Source organism: Streptomyces sp. NBC_00414 (genome assembly GCF_036038375.1).
Lineage (GTDB): Bacteria > Actinomycetota > Actinomycetes > Streptomycetales > Streptomycetaceae > Streptomyces.
The window spans coordinates 2,837,728-2,855,004 of sequence record NZ_CP107935.1 but is presented as its reverse complement, the minus strand read 5'-3'; the positions used below and the strand labels follow the sequence as shown (position 1 = coordinate 2,855,004).

Genomic DNA, 17,277 nt, shown 5'->3' with positions numbered 1-17,277 from the left:
GGGCTCGCGGGGGCGATGGCCTGAAAAACGGTTTCTCGAACTGCGACCCGAAATGATCCACCCCTCTTCTCTCTTTCTCGAAACGCCTCGACCGGCCCTGCACCGCTTCTTCCGAGCCCGTATCGAGGAGGCCAAGAGCAGCGACACGGCCGCGAGCTGGGAGGAGCAGCTCGGCGAGGTGCTCGACTACACCGCTTGGCACCGATTCACGGTGCGCCTCGATCGGGCGAACGGAAACGGCTGGCAGCCGCTGACCAAGAAGCTGCACGGCGCACTCTCCGGTGGGGAGAAGGCCATCGCCCTGCACCTACCACTGTTCGCCGCAGTCGCCGCCCACTACGAGGCCGTGCCACTGGCACCACGACCCATCCTGCTTGACGAGGTCTTCGTCGGAGTGGACGCAGTCAACCGCGGGCAGGTCTTTGCCCTGCTCACCGCACTCGACCTCGATCTCATGGTCACCTCCGACCACGAGTGGTGCACCTACGGCGAACTACCCGGCATCGCTGTCCACCAACTCCTCATCGACGGGGACGACGACGCTGTCACCAGCGCTCGCTTCGTCTGGAACGGCACCGATCTGGAGGCAGGATGACTTACACGGAACCGGCCCAGGGCGAACGCACCCTGAGCCGTCCCGAACTCCGCCCGCTCTGGCAGATGGTCCACAGCCGGCTGTCCTCCGGCCGCCCCGTCACACGGGTGCGCCTCGGACCGCTCGACGAAGCTCAGCGCGAGGCGCTTGCCGACCTTCTCGGCCTGGATCGTCTGCCGGACCCGCGCCCCTTCGTCGCTCTGTCGCGCCTGGAAGAGGCCGTCACCGAACTGTCCGGCCGCACGGTCCGTGAAACCGTCACCGAACTTGTGGGCCCCCTCGGGGACCGCGCGTCCGACCGCCGCCGCGAAGAAACCGAACGCGCCGAGCTGTGGGCATGGTTGGACGATCACGCCACCGTGCGGGCCCAGCCCGCGCTCTCCGACTGGACCGCGTCGTGCCGAGCGCCGGCCTGGTCGGTGGATCACCGGAACTGACCCGCACTCTGCTCGCGGACGCGTTGACCGTACTCGCCGAATGCCCGGCTCAGGCCGAGCCCCTGCCCGTCTTCGCTGCCCGGATCCTGAAGGGCGACTCCCACGCGCTCGACGACGGCACCCGCCTGTCCACCCTCGTTCTCCGCGCCCTGGCAACCCTCCATGACACCGCCGAACGGAACTTCGACAGCGCGTCGGTGCTTGCGTAGTTCTCCAGGTCGGTGCCCTTGGCAACGGCCTTCCCGTTCGAAGTTACTCAGCGGTCACTCGGTCTGTCCAGAGTCCGAGTCTGTGATCCAGCGCCCTTCGGCGGAGTCGTGCACGTACGCCGGCCTCCCCCTGGTCCCGCTCGTGCGGAACGGCTTCCCGCCGTCCGTGATCCGCACCGTCCCCGTACGGCCCCCGGCGCTCCACTCCAGCTCCAGGTACCAGCGGCAGTCGCAGCCCGCCGTCCGCGCGGAGACCAGCAGCTCCTCGGGGTCGGAGGAGGTGACCTTGTACGGGAAGGAGACGGCCGGGATCTTCCGGACCTTTGCGCCGGAGGCGTCAAGGCCGTCGACGGGCCTCGCGAGCGGGCGCGGTCGGTCGAGGTCCACGGCGAAGTGGCGCGGGGTGACGGCGCCGCCACAGCCGTTGTCCATCCGGTACGCGTTCCACGGCAGCGGCGCGGCGCGGTCGACCACGCGCACGTGCAGGCCATGGAGGACGACGGCGTCGGACGGCGACCGGCCCTGGACCGTGATCCGCACCAGCGCCTCCCCGCCATGCACGGCACCGTGCGTCCCGGCCCACGCCCCGGAGTCGGCCGCGACCGGCGGCGGGGCGACCGTGCGGGGGGCCCGGTCCACGAGGTAGGTGTGCCCGCAGCCGCCCTCCCAGAGCTGGGAACCGATGCTCCACGTGAAGGGGAGGGGGGCCGCGGTCCGCCCCGGAGCGGTGGAAGCGGGAGCGGGGGCGGAAGCCGTACGGGTTGGGTGGCCGAGCAGGGCGGCGGCGAGGGCGAGCACGACGAGGCCGACGGCGGCGGCGACGAGGAGGGGAGCGGGGGCGCCACGACGGGGGCGGGCGCGGTCCGCCTCCGGTGCGGACAGTTCCGGGTTCGATTCCGGCGCGGCCGACACGGCTGGCACAGGCGTGGGCGCGGGCGAGGCCGCTCGGCGGCGGGCGCGGTCCGCCTCCGTCCAGGCCGCCTCCAGGGCCCGCCGTTCCTCCTCGTCCGCCCCGCACAGCAGGGCGAGGCGGTCGACCACGGCGAACTCCTGTGGGACGGTCGCGCCCGAGCAGTAGCGGTGGAGGGTGGACGCGCTGACGCTCAGCCGTCGGCCCAGCGCCTCGTAGCTCCTCCCGTCCCGCGCCTTGAGCGCGCGCACGAGCCCCGCGAACTCCTCGACGGCGGCGTCCTTCGGCATTCCATCCCCCTCGACCCTGCGTCCCACCTTCACGTCCTTGCACGTCAGCGGGGGTGGAATGGTTCCGGGACGGCTGGTGGGCGCGTGATCGTTGCAGCCGGCGGGCGCCGGCCCCACGCTGGTTGAGCACTGACCGAACGAACGACCCGACGGGGGATCCACCACCATGAACAAGCTCCGCACCGCGCTCGCCACCGCAGCCGCTGCCGCACTGGGCCTCGCGGCCCTCGCCACAGCCCCGGCGCAGGCCGCTGCCCAGCCCGCCTTCCTCGCCGCCTCTCAGATGCCGCCGTCGTCGACGCCGTGGACCGCCACCCAGGTCTTCACCGGCGTCCCGGAGAACGGCGGCGTCCTCTGCGCTCCGTACAAGATCCCGGCGCAGAACACCCGCTACCGCGAGTTCAGCACGGAGCTCGACACCAACGGCGTCCAGGTCACCACCGTCGCCCGTACCGAGGCCGACGCCGTGAAGCTGGTCGACACCCTCCGCGGGGCCCTGGCCGGCTGCGGCCCCCTGCTGGAGCAGCAGAACCCGGGCCTGCAGGCCGTCAGCGCCTCCCACGGCAAGCTCGCCGTCGAGGAGGGCGCTTGGGTCTACAGCCTGGACACCGCCGACCCGCAGATCGGCATCTCCGACATCCACCTGTTCTCCGTCGGCCGCGACGGCCGCACCGTCACCCTCGTCCGCTGGGGCCAGATGGGTGACCTCGAGGACGCCCCGCTGACCGCCTTCCGCACCACGACGAAGACCGCCGTCAACAAGCTCCACTGAGCCGGGGGCTCCCCCCGAGGGCTGACCACAGCTCGACAGCGGCGCGGCCGGAACCCGGGCGCGCCGCTGTCGAGCCCACCTGCTCCGCCGGCGGCGATCACTTCCTGGCCTTCCCCAGCATCGCCTGCACCCTCTTCTGCTAACGCAGACTCGCCAATTGAGATGGTCTCTTGGCGTCAGGAACGTAGCCGCGCTTCCTGGAGCCGCCATGCCGAACAGCCGACACCGAAGAAGGCGACGATGTAGTTGCGGTGTGCGGGCTGCTGAAGACGATCACCATCCGCAGGCCGCACACTGGCCGATGGCCGCGTCGGCGAACGCACCGACTCCGACCAGCCTGCGAACAAGGCAGAACGGCGGCGAGCACGGCACTGCACAGGCCCGTCGCCGCCCCCACCCGTACCTGCCCGGCCAGCAGGAGAGGACCATCGCTACTTGTCGACCGTGACGCTCGTTTGACGCTCCAGGCACTCACACGCAGGACGGCGAGCTCAGAAACTAGCTCTGACCTGGACTTTTCCGTGATCCGCTCAAGCTGACAGCTTTCCGATGACGCATCATGTGGAGTGCGTGGCGATCCTGGAGCCGGTGGCCAAGGGCGCCTGAGGCACTGAACCGGCCCGTCGTAGCCGGAGGGCGATCAGCGCCGTGAGTACGAAGACCGCGGCCTCGTACGCCATGGCGTGGGCGAACGCCGCGTTCGTGCTGTCGGCCGGTGCGTAGTAGGCGAGCCCGGCCGCCGTCACCCCGATCGAGCCGCCGAGTTGCTGGGCCGTGGGCAGCAGCCCGGACACCGAACTCGCGGCGGCGCCCCGTACACCCGCCAGCACCAGCGTGAAGACCGCGGCCGTGAACAGGCCGAACGCGGCGCCTCCGGCAGCCAGTACCGGCAGTGCCGCCCGGCGCCCGGACTCGGTGCCGATGAGCGGCGCGAGCGCCACGGCCGTGCCCGCCAGGACGAGCGCGGCGGCCGTCAGCGCCGTCGCGCCCAGCCGGCGGGAGAGGGCCGGGGCGGCACGGCTGCCCACGACGGCCGCGGCGGCGAACGGCGCCGACACCAGTGCGGCGGACAGCGCCGAGTACCCGACAGCGGACTGCAGATGCAGGAACAGCAGGTACGTGAACGACGGGACCCCGGCGTTGAAGACGAACACCAGCAGCACACCCCGCCGCGCGGTCCCGTCCCGTAGGACCGACGGGTGGATCAGCGGGTCCTGCCGGTGCCGGAGCGTGCGGACGAAGCAGGTGAGGGCCACCGCGGCCACGGCGAAGGAGGCCCAGGTCCACCAGGGCCAGCCGGCCTCCCGGCCCAGCGTGCACGGCAGGACCAGCGCGGCGAAGCCGATCGTGGTCAGCGCCGCTCCCACCCGGTCCACGCGCTGTCCGTCCGTGGAGTGCGTACGGGGCAGCAGGGCCGCCCCCGCCAGCGAGAGGAGTGCCACCGGCACCGTGACCAGGAAGACCGCGCGCCAGCCGAGGCCGAAGAGGTCGACGCCGACGAGCAGCCCGCCGATGAGCGGTCCGGCCAGCGAGGCCACGCCCATCGTGGCGCCGTACAGGGCGAGGGCCCGTGGGCGGCGCTCCGGCGGAACGGCGGTGCGGATGAGCGAGAGCACCTGCGGGGCGACCAGGCCGCTGCCCGCACCCTGCACCAGCCGGGCCGCGATCAGCCAGCCGGCGCCGGGCGCGGCGGCGCAGGCCACCGAGCCGGCCGTGAACACCGCGGTGCCCAGCACGAACAGCCGCCGGTAGCCGTAGCGCTCGCCCAGCCGTGCGGCGGTGATGAGCAGACACGCGTACGCCAGGGTGTATCCGGCGAGCACGAGCTGGACCGCGCCGGGCCCCGCGCCCAGGCCGGACTGGATGGCCGGGGCGGCGATCTGCGCGATCGTGACGTTGAGCAGTTGTACGAACGTCGCGCTCAGGACCACCGGCAGCAGAAGGCCTCGGCCGTTCACCGGCGGCAGGAGGCGTCGGCGGTTCACCGGACCAGCGCCTCGGCGAGTTCCTGCGGGCGGGCGGCGAACGGGCTGTGGCTGCCCGGCAGGGTGCGGACGGTGAACGGCTGGTCCGGCATGGCCCGGTCGGCCTCCGCGATCATCAGGTCCTGTGCGGCCGTCGGCAGCGCCCGGTCGTCCGCGCAGCGCAGGAAGGTACGCGGGATACGGCCCCACCGTGCCGCGGTGAGGGTGACGGGGGTCGTCGGGACGGCCAGCGGCAGATCGGGGCTGAGCGCGGAGCGCCAGCGGTCGAAGCGGTCGACGGGCGTGTCGTGGTAGTGGGTCTGCCGCAGCTCCTCGACGTAGGCGGGGTCCGACGAGAGCGGGTCGATCCGTACGGCCCCCAGCGCCTCGGGATCACCGAGGTTGAGGCCCTGCCCCAGAGCGGTGGCGTTCTCGGGCGCGCTCAGGTAGTCGAAGAACCGGGGGCGGCCGGCGGGGACGAACGCGGAGAGGTAGACGACGCCGTCGACCAGCTCGGGCGCGCGCTCCGCGGCCAGCGACGCGGGGCCGCCGCCCGCGCTGTGCGCGACGAGCACGACACAGCCGTAGCGGCGGACCCGGCGCAGTGTGTCCAGGACGGCGTCGGCGCAGTCGTCCATCGTCACGTCGGCGAGCTGCGACCTCTCGGTCAGCAGGCCGGGGCGGCCGGGCCGCAGGTATCCGCTGGGCAGGGGAGCGCCGAAGCCGTGCCCGGGCAGGTCGACGGCAACGCTCGCGGCACCGAGACCGGTGAGCGCCCGCTGCGTCGCCGCCCACTGCCACGAGCCGTGCCAGGCACCGTGCACCAGGACAAAGACGGTGCTGTTCGTGCTGTTCGTGCTGTTCAGGGAGGGGGTCATGGCCTCCATCCCAGCCGACCACGGTGGATCGATCCAGGAAAAGATATGGCAGGCTGGGTGGCGATACTTCGTGTGTATGGACCTCGCGGGTATGGAACGGTATGGAATTCGTCTGCACGGGCTTCGTGTGTGGAGGGGGTGTCGTGGAAGCGAGGCATCTGCGGTACGCGCTCGCCCTCGCCGAGCACGGACACTTCGGCCGGGCCGCCCGCGCGCTGGGTATCGCGCAGCCCCCGCTGTCCAAACAGATCGCCGACCTGGAGCGCGAGACCGGGGCCCGGCTGTTCGACCGCACGCGCCAGGGCGTGTTTCCGACCGCCGCGGGCGAGGCGTTCCTCGCCCGGGCGCGGCGGGCGCTGGAGGAGATGGCGGCGGCCAAGTCCGACGCCGACCGGGCGGCGCGCGGCGAGACGGGCCGACTGCGGCTGGGCTTCATCGCCTCCGCACTGCTCGACCCGCTCCCGGACGTCCTGGGCCGGTTCGGCCGCGAGCGGCCCGACGTACGGCTTGAGCTGCACGAGATGGCATCCGGCCGCAGCGCCGCCGCGCTCATCGCCGGGGAACTGGACGTGGCAGTCACCCTCGGACCGCCCCGGGGCGCAGGGGCCGAGCACCTGGTGTCCGTCCCGGTCGGCCACGACCACCTGATCGCCGTGGTCGGCAGCACGCACCCCTATGCGGGCCAGGCATCGGTGAGCGTGGACCAGCTGCGACGGCAGCCGCTGATCGTGGCCGCCGGGGAGGACGAGCCCGCCGTCGCCAGCGGGCTGCGTGTCCTGCTGGGCGAGGACGCCGCGGCGCTGGAGGGTGCCACCAGGGCCAGGGACGTGCACACGATCATGGGCCTGGCCGCCTGCGGGGTCGGCGTGGGCCTCGGTCCGTCCCGTATGAGGGAGGCGCCGAGGCCGGGGATCCGGTTCTGCGAGGTGACCCCGAGGACGGCGCTGCCCGACCTGGTCCTGTCCTTCGCCGACCGGGACCGCTCCCCGGCGCTGGGCGCGTTCCTCGACACCGTCCGCCGGAACTGCCCTGACGTAGGGGCCGCGCTCGATCTGCGGTTGGGGCGGGGATGAGTGCCGCACCTGGTCTGCTTCGTGCTCGTGCTTCGTGCTCGTACTCGGGGACGGTTGTGGGTGTGGTGGCAGTCGGTACGGAGGTCGCAAGGATGCGGAGAACTCGTTCGTCGAGGTCGTCCGGGAGCCTCGGGGGTCGGGTTGCTTTCCCCGGCCTCATCGCGGTGTGACGTGCGCCGTTTCACGCGTGGACTCCCCGAAAGGTTTCGGTGCTTCAAGCGATACATGCGAGAGGTATTGACGTCGTTTACGGGCTCCCTATGATTCAGCTTGCTCGACGCTTCGACCTTTGTTCGGTATCGCGAACGTGTCGAAGTCGGTCATCGCACAACAGGGCATCTCCGAGGCCCGCCCCGAATGTCGAGGCGCAAGGAGTGTGCTGTGGGTGTACCTGTCATGGACGCATCAATCAGTCTCCTGTTGTCGCGCAGTCCGGACCACCTCTGACGAGGTCGACCGGAACCGCCTACTCAAGGTTGGGGAAATTCCCATGCGCAGAGGAAGATTCAGCCTCAGGCATCCGTCCGGGGTGCTCGCCGCCGCGGTGACGGTCCTGGCCGCGTTGGCGGCGATGCTCGTCGCCGGCCCGGCTCAGGCGGCCACCAGTGGCGCCTTGCGCGGAGTTGGTTCGAACCGGTGTCTCGATGTGCCGGGCGCGAGCCAGACCAACGGCACATACGTGCAGCTCTATGACTGCTGGGACGGGGCCAACCAGCGGTGGACGTTGACGGACGCCAACCAGCTGACCGTGTACGGCAACACGTGCCTGGATGTTCCGGGCCACGCCACCACGGCCGGTACCTGGGTGCAGCTCTGGACCTGTTCCGGCGGCGCGAACCAGCAGTGGCGGGTGAACTCCGACGGCACGGTCGTCGGTGTGGAGTCCGGGCTGTGCCTGGAGGCGGCGGGCGCCGGTACGGCCAACGGCACGGCGGTACAGCTGTGGACGTGCAACGGCGGCAGCAACCAGAAGTGGGCCGGACCGGCGTCGACCCCGCCGACGGACGGCTCGTGTTCCCTTCCGTCGACGTACCGGTGGACATCGACGGGTGTGCTGGCGCAGCCGGCGAACGGGTGGCTCGCGGTGAAGGACTTCACCACCGTGACGCACAACGGCAAGCACCTGGTCTACGCGTCGAACGTGTCGGGATCTGCGTCGTACGGCTCGATGATGTTCAGTCCCTTCACGAACTGGTCGGACATGGCGTCGGCCGGCCAGTCCGGGATGGGTCAGGCCGCGGTGGCGCCCACATTGTTCTACTTCGCGCCCAAGAACATCTGGGTGCTGGCGTACCAGTGGGGTGCGTGGCCCTTCATCTACCGCACGTCGAGCGACCCCACCAACCCCAACGGCTGGTCCGCTCCGCAGCCGCTGTTCACCGGAAGCATCTCCGGGTCCGACACCGGCCCGATCGACCAGACCCTGATCGCCGACGGCCAGAACATGTACCTGTTCTTCGCCGGTGACAACGGCAAGATCTACCGGGCGAGCATGCCCGTCGGAAACTTCCCGGGCAGCTTCGGCTCGTCGTACACGACGATCATGAGCGACACGAAGGCCAACCTGTTCGAGGGCGTACAGGTCTACAAGGTCCAGGGTCAGAACCAGTACCTCATGATCGTCGAGGCGATGGGCGCGAACGGGCGCTACTTCCGTTCCTTCACGGCCTCCAGCCTGAGCGGCTCGTGGACCCCGCAGGCCGCCGGTGAGAGCAACCCCTTCGCGGGCAAGGCCAACAGCGGTGCCACCTGGACCAACGACATCAGCCACGGTGACCTGGTCCGCGACAACCCCGACCAGACCATGACCATCGACCCCTGCAACCTGCAGTTCCTCTATCAGGGCAAGTCCCCCACGGCGGGCGGCGACTACAACAGACTGCCGTGGCGGCCGGGTGTCCTCACCCTGCAGCGCTGATTTTCCCGATCCACGGTGACCGTGACGCGGTTCGCCGGTTCGCCGGGTTGTCTGTTCGCCGGTTCGTCGGTTCGTCGGCGAACAGGCGGACGGGCGGTTCGTGGGGTGGGCGACGGCGACCGCGTCGACGCCACCGGTGGTTCACCGGTCCGACAGGGAAGCCCGTAGCGCCCGCCATTGCTCCAGTGCCGCGGGCAGATGCTTCTCAAGGTGTGGGGGCATCGGCTCGTTCCGTGTCGTCGCGAGCAGGGCTTCCGCCACGTCGTGCACCTTGGTGTTGGAGTGCTGGGACACCCAGACCAGGATCCGCCAGCCCTCCTCCGCGGTGCACGACCAGGTCGCCATCAGCACCCCGCGTGCCATGTCGATGACCGGCCGCCGCTCCAGCGCCCGCTTGAGCTGCTCCGTCTCCGCGAGCAGTTGCTCCCCGGTCGGCAACCCGCCCTCCTCACGGCCGAGTTCACGATCGATCTCGTGCGGCGCCCCGCGCGTGGGTCGTCCTACGAGGTCGCGTCCGGGGCCGGGGCGCTGGGAAGGGCGCATGCCTGGAACCTTCCCGTCCGCTGCGCATCGATACATCGGCACATCGATACATCGGCCCACCCCTGTCCCGTACCGGCACAGGGGCATCACCGCTGCCCTGAAACACCGGTTCGCCGCGATCGGGCTCCTGGACCGGAAAGCTGTCTGGTGAACCTCAGCGGCCGAGAGCCTTGGCCAGTTGCTGCTTGTTCATCGACGAACGGCCTTCGACGCCGCGCTTCTTCGCCTCCGCGTACAGCTGGTCCCTCGTCGGACCCTGGGCGCCGCTGTGGGAGCGTTCACCACCGCGCTGCGGGGCGGACTTCCTGTCCTGGGTGGATGTCCTGCTCGCCGTCTTCGACTCGCCGGCGCGGGCCCTCTCCTTGTTCACGGTGCGCGCCGCGATCTCCTTCGCCCGCCCCGTGGAGGTGCCGCGCTTCTCGGCGCTCTCCTTGATGTGCTCGTACTGACGCTCACGCTTCGCGTTGGAACCCTGGGGCATGGCGAACTCCTCCTGAACTGAGGGCGGGCGACTCGACCGGGCCCGCGTTTCGACGTCTGTCCGCGTACCCCTCGGTCTGTTTCTCACCCGGTCCGTTTCTCACCTGGCGTACGCGTTTCCCATCTGATGTGGCGCTCCGCCGGGTGTGCGAGCGGACCGCGACCGAACGGATGAGTAAGCAGCACCCGGCGCCGGACGGCGCAGTACATGTGTCGGCTGTCCCGGTGAGGGGCACTCGTCGACAGCGGTCACTCCGTCCCCGCGTGAAAACCGTTCGTGTCGACCGCCGACCCGCCCCGCCCGCCGACGACCCGACACACCCCGCTCAGTGCGAGATGTTCTCGCCCTTCCACCCGGAGCTGCCCACCTGGGCCATGGACGCCGGCGCCGACGTCTGTGTCACGTCGGTCCACAAGATGGGCTCCGGACTCGAACAGGGCTCGGTGTTCCACCTGCAGGGCGACCGGGTCACCGCCCCGACCCTCCACCGGCGGATCAACGCCCAGCTCACCCAGGCCGATGACGAGACGACGACGGAGCGGCTCCTCGACGGCCTGCGCGATCTGGTCTCCCACGCCGACGAATTGCCGCGCGCCCCCGACATCCGCGTCCCGGACCCGGGCGGTCTGCGGTTGCGCCAGGTGACCCTGCCGCGTGATGCCTTCTTCGGCGAGGTCGCGCAGGTTCCCGCCGACCGGGCGGTCGGGCGGATCTGCGCCGAGATGCTCACGCCCTACCCGCCCGGGATCCCCGTGGCGCTCCCCGGCGAGATGCTCGACCAGGCGGTGGTGGAGTACCTGCGGACCGGTGCCGAGGCGGGGATGCTCATCCCCGATGCCGCCGACGGCAGCGCCGGCAGCATCCGGGTGTCCGTGCACGACGTCGGCGCGGACTGACGGACGGAGTCCGGCTCGGACCGGCTGGTGGGCCCGCGCCCGGACTCAGGCGCTCAGACCGTCCGCGGCGGCAGCGGGCGTACCGCCGGTCCCTGGAGGACCTCCCCGTCGATACCGAAGCGTGAACCGTGGCACGGGCACTCCCACGCGGTCTCCGCCTCGTTGAACGCGACCAGACAACCGAGATGGGTGCAGCGCGCCGACACGGCGTGGGCCGCGCCGGTCTCGTCCCGGTAGACGGCACAGCGCCGCCCCTCGACCCGTACGACCGCGCCCGAACCAGGGGTGATCTCGGCGACGGAATCGACATGGGTGGTCCTCAGCCGGTCGCCCACGAAGTGCTTGGCCACCTCCGCCTGCTGCTTCAGCAGGGCCGAGCCCTCCCGGACGGTGCTCCACAGCCGACGCGGGTCGTACAGGCCCGCCCACTCGGGTTCCGTGCCGGTGAGCGTCGACGCCAGCAGTTGTCCGGCCATGGCGCCCCCGCTCATGCCCCAGCCGCCGAAGCCGGTCGCCACGTACACATGGCGGGCGCCCGGATGGAACGGGCCGACCAGCGGCACGCCGTCGCTCACGTCGTTGTCCTGGGCCGCCCACCGGTACGCCGTGTCGCCGACCGGGAAGTGCTCGTGCATCCACGCGTCGAGTCGCAGGAAGCGCTCGTTGCTGTCACCCGTACCGGGAGTGAAGCTCTCCCCGGTGACGATGAGCAGCCGCCGGCCCTCGTCGAGCGGGGCGGTGCGTACGGACCGTTTACCCAGGTCGTCCGTGATGTACATGTGCTCCGGTGCCGCCGAGGCGGGCAGGGGAGCGGCGACGACCAGTTCGCGGCGCGGTGACAGGCGCGCGAAGTGAAGGGCGCGGTCGAATACCGGGTAGTGCGTGGCGACGACGACGTCGTCCGCCGTGATCGTCGTGCCCCGTTCGGTCGCCAGCCTGCACGGACTGCCCTCACTGAGGCCGGTCACCCGGGTCCGTTCGTGGATGACACCGCCTCGCGCGGTGATGTCGTCGGCCAGGGCCAGCAGGTACTTGCGCGGGTGGAACCGCGCCTGGTGCGTGACGCGTACCGCCGCGGCCACGGGGAACGGCAGGTCCGTCTCCGTCACGAGGTCGGCGGCCAGCCCCGCTTCGGCGGCGGCCTCCGCCTCGGCCTCGAACCTGGCCCGTTGTCCCGGATCGACGGTGAAGGTCAGGGCCGACGAGCGCTCGAAGTCGCAGTCGACGCCGAGTTCGGCCGCCACGGACGAGACCCGTTCCACCGCGGCCTGCTGGGAGTGCGCGTACCGGCGTGCGCCTTCCTTCCCGCGGGTGCGGCGCAGGCGTTCGTACACGAGCGAGTGCGCCGCGGTGAGCTTCGCCGTCGTGTAGCCACTCACGCCGGAGGCGACACGGTCCGCCTCCAGTACGAGGACGCTGCGTCCGGCCCGGGTCAGCTCCCAGGCGACGGACAGGCCGGCCATGCCCGCCCCGATCACGACGACGTCCGCCGTCGCGTCGGTCTCCAGGGCCGGCCACCGGGGTCCCGGCGCCGTGGCCATCCAGTACGACTCGGCCGTGCCGGGCAGTTCCGATCGCGTGGTCATGGACCACGGGTTCCCCCACCGCTCGAAAGGAGACGCGAGGGGAACGATTCTTCCCCCGAGCGGCCCTGTCTCCGTCGGGCAAGCCCCGTCCCCGTGCCTTCGGGCCGCCCCGTCCCCGTGCCGTCGGCAGTCGGCGCGATCGGGCTACCGGCTGTCACGCACCGTATGACTGTCGCTACGCTCGGACCGTGCGGCCGACGCCGTGCGGGAAGCGTCAGGAAGGCGGTGGGCGGCGACATGGGTGCCACTGTCAGGGGGCTGCTGGACAGCCTGGGCCCAGCAGCGGACGAGGAAGAGCGCCGGCAGTGGGCGGTCGCCTGCGCGCATGCCCTGGGGCTCGGCGGGATCGCGGTCACTCTAGGACGGGAGCTCGTGTGGTTCAGCGACAACACCAGTGCACGCCTGGAGGACCTGCAGTTCGTCCTGGGCCAGGGTCCCGGTCTGCTGATCGAGGACGCGACCGAGGTACGGCAGGTGCCCGATCTCGGCCGACTGCTGGCACGGCAGTGGCCGCAGTTCGCCGCGGAGGCGGAGGAACTCGACATCGCGGCGCTGTTCGTCTGGCCCGTGCACATCGGCGCCGTACAGGCGGGGACGATGACCGGCTACCGCAGAACCCCCGGCCCGCTCACCCGGCAGCAGCTGACCGAGGGCTGGCTGGTGGCCGACGCGCTCGCCGAGCAGGTGCTCCAGAACTGGCCGTCCGCCTACAACGCGGACGACGGCCCCGGCCACCGGGGCACGGTCGATCTGCACCGCGCCGAAGTGCACCAGGCCACCGGCGTCCTCAGCGCGCGACTCGGCGTGTCGCTGGCCGAGGCCCTGGACCGGCTGCGGAGCCAGGCCTACACCTCCGGCCGGTCCCTGACGGACACCGCCCGCGACATCATCGAGCGGCAGTTGCCGTGACGACATCACCGGACCCGGTCGACCACACCGAGGACAGCCGGTGTGAGGGACAAGGAGCTTGCCCATGAGCAGGGAGCAACACATCGCTCGCACCTTCGTCGAACTCGCCGACACGTTGGTGGAGGACTTCGACGTCATCGGCTTCCTGCAGCAGATGACCGTCCGCTGCCAGGAACTCCTGGACGTCACGGACGCCGCGGTCTTCCTGGCGCACGGGCCCCGGCTGTACAGCCCCGCCCCGTGCGACGCCGGCCCCACCCTGCAGCGCGTACTGGACATCGCCTGCGCCGAGGGCCCGGCCGCGGACGCCCACCGCACCGCCCGGCCGGTCGACGCGAACGGTCCGGGCGACGAGGCCGCCCGCTGGCCGGAGTTCACGGCGCAGCTGAGGCAGGCCGGCTACTCCCGTGCCACCGCCCTGCCGATGCGGCTGCGCCAGGAGACCATCGGCAGTCTGCTGCTCCTGCGCTCCGCCGACCGGCCACTGGACGCCGACGACATCGCCCTCGCCCAGACCCTCGCCGACGCCGCCACCATCGGCCTGCTGCACGCCCGCACCATCCGGAGCCAGGACACCGTCAACGAACAACTCCACACCGCCCTGCAGAGCCGCATCATCATCGAACAGGCGAAAGGACTGCTTGCCGCCCGCCGTGACGTCAGCCTCAACGAGGCGTTCGAGATCATGCGCCGTCACGCCCGTCGGCGCCGGCTCCTGCTCAGCAAGGTGGCCCGGGACGTCATCGACACCGGCTCCACGCTTCACAACTCCGCCGTGCTGCCCGGGACGAGCGCGGCCGACGCCGAGTGACGACCGGTAAGGCGAGCGACGTACGGCGAGTGATCGAGCGATGTCGGGCGGGGCCTGGTGACGCCGCTCCGGCGTGTGCCGCGTACCGCCCGCGCCGTCGTGCGCTTTGATCTGCGGAGGAAGCGTCGCGCCGCGCAGGGCGCCGACGAGGCGACGACCCGTCGACGGAGCGCCCGGCATGACCAAGAACGACGTGACCGAGAACGCGGCCGGGGAGGAGCCCGGTACCCCCCACTGGCTCTTCGGTGACCAGCTCGGCCCTCATTTCGTCGATCCCGCGCGCGGCGGCCCGCGCCGGGACGCGCCGCTGCTGATGATCGAGGCCCGCAGCGTCCTGCGACGACGGCGGTTCCACCGCGCCAAGGCGCACCTGATCCTGTCGGCGATGCGCCACCGGGCCGCCGGGCTGGGCGACCGGGTGCGGTACGTCAAGGCGGACACCTACCGCGAGGGGCTGCGCGAGGCGGTGGGGGACGGCCGGGTGACCGTGCACCACCCGACGTCCCACGCGGCCCTCGCCTTCGTACGCGCCCTGCCCTCCGTACGTGTCCTGCCGGCGCGCGGTTTCCTCGTGACGCACGACGAGTTCAAGCTCTGGGCGGACGGCCGCGGCACGAAACACCTCCGCCAGGAGGACTTCTACCGCTGGGTCCGTCAGACACACGACCTGCTGATGGACGGCGACCGGCCGGCCGGCGGCCGGTGGAACCTGGACCACGACAACCGGCAGCCCCCGCCGCGCGGCGCCGCCGACCTGGGCGTCCCGGCCCCGTACCACCCCCGCGAGAGCGAGATCGACGACGAGGTGCGGGCCGACCTCGACCGGTGGTCGCGTGACGGGGACGTCGAGTTCGTCGGCGAGGACGGACCACGCGGGTTCCCCGCCACCCGCCGGGAGGCACTGGCCGCGCTCGACCGCTTCGTCGAACACCGGCTCGCGACCTTCGGCGCGTACGAGGACGCGGTGCTCGCCGGGGACGCGACGATGAGCCACAGCCTGCTCTCCTCCTCGCTCAACCTCGGCCTGCTGGACCCCGCCGAATGCGCCGAGCGCGCGGAGGCACGCTGGCGGTCGGGCGACGTGCCGCTCAACAGCGCCGAGGGGTTCGTACGGCAGATCGCCGGCTGGCGCGAGTACGTCTGGCACGTCTACTGGCGCTTCGGCACGCGGTACCGGGAGAGCAACGTCCTGGGCCACCACGAGCCGCTGCCCGACTGGTTCACCGACCTGTCCCCGGATGCGACGGACGGGACCGGTGGGACCGACGGGACCGGTGGGACGGACGCCAACTGCCTCAGCCACGTCCTGCGACAGGTCAGGACGACCGGCTGGACGCACCACATCCCCCGCCTGATGATCCTGGGCAGCCTCGCCCTGCAGCGGGGGTGGGAGCCCCGGGCCGTCACCGACTGGTTCCACCGCTCCTTCGTCGACGGCTACGACTGGGTGATGGTCCCGAACGTGGTCGGCATGTCGCAGTACGCGGACGGGGGCCGCATGACCACCAAGCCGTACACGTCCGGGGGCGCGTACATCAACCGGATGAGCGACTTCTGCGGCGGCTGCCGCTACAAGCCGTCCGTACGGGTGGGCGAGGACGCCTGCCCCTTCACCGCCGGGTACTGGAACCTCCTGCACCGCCACCGCGACCGGTTCGAACACAACCCGCGGATGACGCAGGCTGTGCGGGGGCTGGACCGCCTCGCCGATCTCGAAGAGCTGCTGGAGCAGGAGCGCGACCGCAGGGACTGAGCGCCCACGGCCCGCCCCCGCCCGGAGAGGAACAGCACGTGGAGTCCGAGCAGCAGCCCGAGCAGCAAGCGCTTTTCGAATGGTCGGACACGGCGCCGGAACCCGCGCGGCCGGCGAACACCGGGCACGGGGCGTTCCGGGACAGCCCCCAGGCGCGCAGGATGCTCGACGTGCGGGAGGTGTACGCCGAACCGGCCGCCCTCGACTCCCCGCGCGGGCAGCAGATCATGGCCGGACTGCCGGGTGTGCGGGTGACCGAGGTCGAAGGGCACTGGCGCATCCCCTCCCTGCACGGCAACGACGGCAACATCGCCCGGTGGGTCCGCATCAAGACCGACACGCTCGTACTCGGCGTCAAGCACAGCCTCACCACACGCCCCAACGGCAGATCGGCCGACTGGATCGCCCCCGGCCCCTCCAACGGCTGCGCGATGGCCTGCGCCTACTGCTACGTCCCCCGCCGCAAGGGGTTCGCCAACCCCATCACCCTGTTCACCAACATCGAGGCGATCGTGGCGCACGTACGGCGTCACGTACGGGTCCAGGGCCCCAAACCGGAACCCAACCAGTGCGACCCCGAGGCCTGGGTCTACGACATCGGTGAGAACGGTGACTGCTCCGTCGACGCCCTGGTCTGCGACAACACCGCGGATCTCGTCGCCGCGTTCCGCACCCTGCCGACGGCGAAGGCCTCCTTCGCGACCAAGTTCGTCAACCCCGACCTGCTCGCCCTCGACCCGCAGGGGCGTACCCGCGTGCGCTTCTCCGTCATGCCGCCCGAGGACGCCCGGCTCCTCGACATCCGCACCAGCCCCGTTCCCGAGCGGATCGCGGCGGCCGCGGACTTCCTCGACGCCGGGTACGAGGTCCACTTCAACCTCTCGCCCGTCGTGCTGCGCCCGGGGTGGCAGCGGGACTGGGCCGACCTGCTCACGCACCTCGACGACGTCCTGCCCGCCCGCGTGAAGGAGCAGGCCGCGGCGGAGATCATCATGCTGACCCACAACCAGTCGCTCCACGAGGTCAACCTCGGCTGGCACCCCCGTGCCGAGGACGTGCTGTGGCAGCCGGAGATCCAGGAGACCAAGCGCTCCCAGAACGGGGCCCTCAACGTCCGCTACGCCCTGGAGACCAAGCAGCGGGCCCTGACTCGACTGCGGGAACTGCTGGCAGCGCATGCGCCGTGGCTGCGGATCAGGTACGCCTTCTAAGGAAGATGCGGATCAGCGGTTCAGGTGGTTCAGGTGGTTCA

General features: G+C 71.2%; 15 protein-coding genes and 2 pseudogenes. 11 read left to right on the top strand and 6 right to left on the bottom strand.

Annotated elements, in window-relative coordinates; all coding sequences use genetic code 11:
• The first annotated feature begins 52 nt into the window (after positions 1–52).
• The 3 genes from OHS59_RS12160 to OHS59_RS12150 are packed head-to-tail and all read left to right on the top strand — an operon-like array spanning position 53 to position 1,241.
• A complete protein-coding gene (locus tag OHS59_RS12160; protein ID WP_443061426.1) occupies positions 53–595 on the top strand; it encodes an SbcC/MukB-like Walker B domain-containing protein in 543 nt (180 codons plus the stop codon).
• Positions 592–1,032, top strand: coding sequence for a TIGR02679 domain-containing protein (locus OHS59_RS12155; RefSeq protein WP_328493424.1), 441 nt, complete (start codon positions 592–594; stop codon positions 1,030–1,032). The genes OHS59_RS12160 and OHS59_RS12155 overlap by 4 nt, the downstream gene beginning before the upstream one ends.
• Positions 993–1,241 (top strand): TIGR02679 domain-containing protein, encoded by a 249-nt coding sequence (locus OHS59_RS12150; protein ID WP_328493423.1) that lies wholly within the window; start codon positions 993–995, stop codon positions 1,239–1,241. Before OHS59_RS12155 ends, OHS59_RS12150 begins: the two co-directional genes overlap by 40 nt.
• A gap of 54 nt (positions 1,242–1,295) precedes the next feature.
• Here OHS59_RS12150 and OHS59_RS12145 read toward each other — a convergent pair whose 3' ends face one another.
• Positions 1,296–2,441: a helix-turn-helix domain-containing protein gene (locus OHS59_RS12145; protein WP_328493422.1), complete on the bottom strand. Its 1,146-nt coding sequence runs from the start codon at positions 2,439–2,441 to the stop codon at positions 1,296–1,298.
• Between the two features lie 166 nt (positions 2,442–2,607).
• Between OHS59_RS12145 and OHS59_RS12140 the strand changes: the two genes are divergently transcribed.
• Positions 2,608–3,213 (top strand): hypothetical protein, encoded by a 606-nt coding sequence (locus tag OHS59_RS12140; protein ID WP_056789649.1) that lies wholly within the window; start codon positions 2,608–2,610, stop codon positions 3,211–3,213.
• 758 nt (positions 3,214–3,971) lie between these two features.
• Here OHS59_RS12140 and OHS59_RS12135 read toward each other — a convergent pair.
• Positions 3,972–5,144: pseudogene (locus tag OHS59_RS12135) on the bottom strand (MFS transporter); the annotation flags it as partial.
• Between the two features lie 50 nt (positions 5,145–5,194).
• Complete coding sequence (locus tag OHS59_RS12130) at positions 5,195–6,055, bottom strand: alpha/beta hydrolase (RefSeq protein ID WP_328493420.1); 861 nt, start codon at positions 6,053–6,055, stop codon at positions 5,195–5,197.
• 143 nt (positions 6,056–6,198) lie between these two features.
• On the opposite strand from OHS59_RS12130, the gene OHS59_RS12125 reads away from it, so the two are divergent.
• Together OHS59_RS12125 and OHS59_RS12120 are read left to right on the top strand one after the other, a co-directional pair.
• Positions 6,199–7,128 (top strand): LysR family transcriptional regulator, encoded by a 930-nt coding sequence (locus OHS59_RS12125; RefSeq protein WP_328493418.1) that lies wholly within the window; start codon positions 6,199–6,201, stop codon positions 7,126–7,128.
• A gap of 490 nt (positions 7,129–7,618) precedes the next feature.
• The gene (locus OHS59_RS12120; protein WP_328493417.1) at positions 7,619–9,046 is read left to right on the top strand and encodes a non-reducing end alpha-L-arabinofuranosidase family hydrolase; all 1,428 of its coding nucleotides are present in this window, start codon (positions 7,619–7,621) and stop codon (positions 9,044–9,046) included.
• Positions 9,047–9,187: 141 nt separating this feature from the next.
• On the opposite strand, the gene OHS59_RS12115 is transcribed toward OHS59_RS12120, so the two are convergent.
• Both OHS59_RS12115 and OHS59_RS12110 read right to left on the bottom strand, forming a co-directional pair.
• Positions 9,188–9,589, bottom strand: coding sequence for an ANTAR domain-containing protein (locus OHS59_RS12115; RefSeq protein ID WP_328493416.1), 402 nt, complete (start codon positions 9,587–9,589; stop codon positions 9,188–9,190).
• A gap of 154 nt (positions 9,590–9,743) precedes the next feature.
• On the bottom strand, positions 9,744–10,070 hold the full coding sequence (locus OHS59_RS12110; protein ID WP_328493415.1) for a plasmid stabilization protein: 327 nt from the start codon (positions 10,068–10,070) through the stop codon (positions 9,744–9,746).
• A 344-nt stretch (positions 10,071–10,414) separates the two neighbouring features.
• Between OHS59_RS12110 and OHS59_RS12105 the strand changes: the two are divergent.
• Positions 10,415–10,966 (top strand): annotated as a pseudogene (locus OHS59_RS12105) (hypothetical protein); the annotation flags it as partial.
• A 53-nt stretch (positions 10,967–11,019) separates the two neighbouring features.
• On the opposite strand, the gene OHS59_RS12100 reads toward OHS59_RS12105, so the two are convergent.
• Complete coding sequence (locus OHS59_RS12100) at positions 11,020–12,552, bottom strand: FAD-dependent oxidoreductase (RefSeq protein WP_328493414.1); 1,533 nt, start codon at positions 12,550–12,552, stop codon at positions 11,020–11,022.
• 237 nt (positions 12,553–12,789) lie between these two features.
• Between OHS59_RS12100 and OHS59_RS12095 the strand changes: the two genes are divergently transcribed.
• The 4 genes from OHS59_RS12095 to OHS59_RS12080 all read left to right on the top strand — a co-directional run bounded on the left by OHS59_RS12095 (position 12,790) and on the right by OHS59_RS12080 (position 17,236).
• Complete coding sequence (locus OHS59_RS12095) at positions 12,790–13,461, top strand: ANTAR domain-containing protein (RefSeq protein WP_328493413.1); 672 nt, start codon at positions 12,790–12,792, stop codon at positions 13,459–13,461.
• Between the two features lie 64 nt (positions 13,462–13,525).
• The gene (locus OHS59_RS12090) at positions 13,526–14,272 is read left to right on the top strand and encodes a GAF and ANTAR domain-containing protein (protein ID WP_328493412.1); all 747 of its coding nucleotides are present in this window, start codon (positions 13,526–13,528) and stop codon (positions 14,270–14,272) included.
• A gap of 178 nt (positions 14,273–14,450) precedes the next feature.
• Complete coding sequence (locus tag OHS59_RS12085; RefSeq protein WP_328493411.1) at positions 14,451–16,025, top strand: cryptochrome/photolyase family protein; 1,575 nt, start codon at positions 14,451–14,453, stop codon at positions 16,023–16,025.
• Positions 16,026–16,063: 38 nt separating this feature from the next.
• Entirely contained in the window at positions 16,064–17,236 is a 1,173-nt protein-coding gene (locus OHS59_RS12080; protein WP_328493410.1) for a spore photoproduct lyase family protein, read from the top strand.
• The last annotated feature ends 41 nt before the right edge of the window (positions 17,237–17,277 follow it).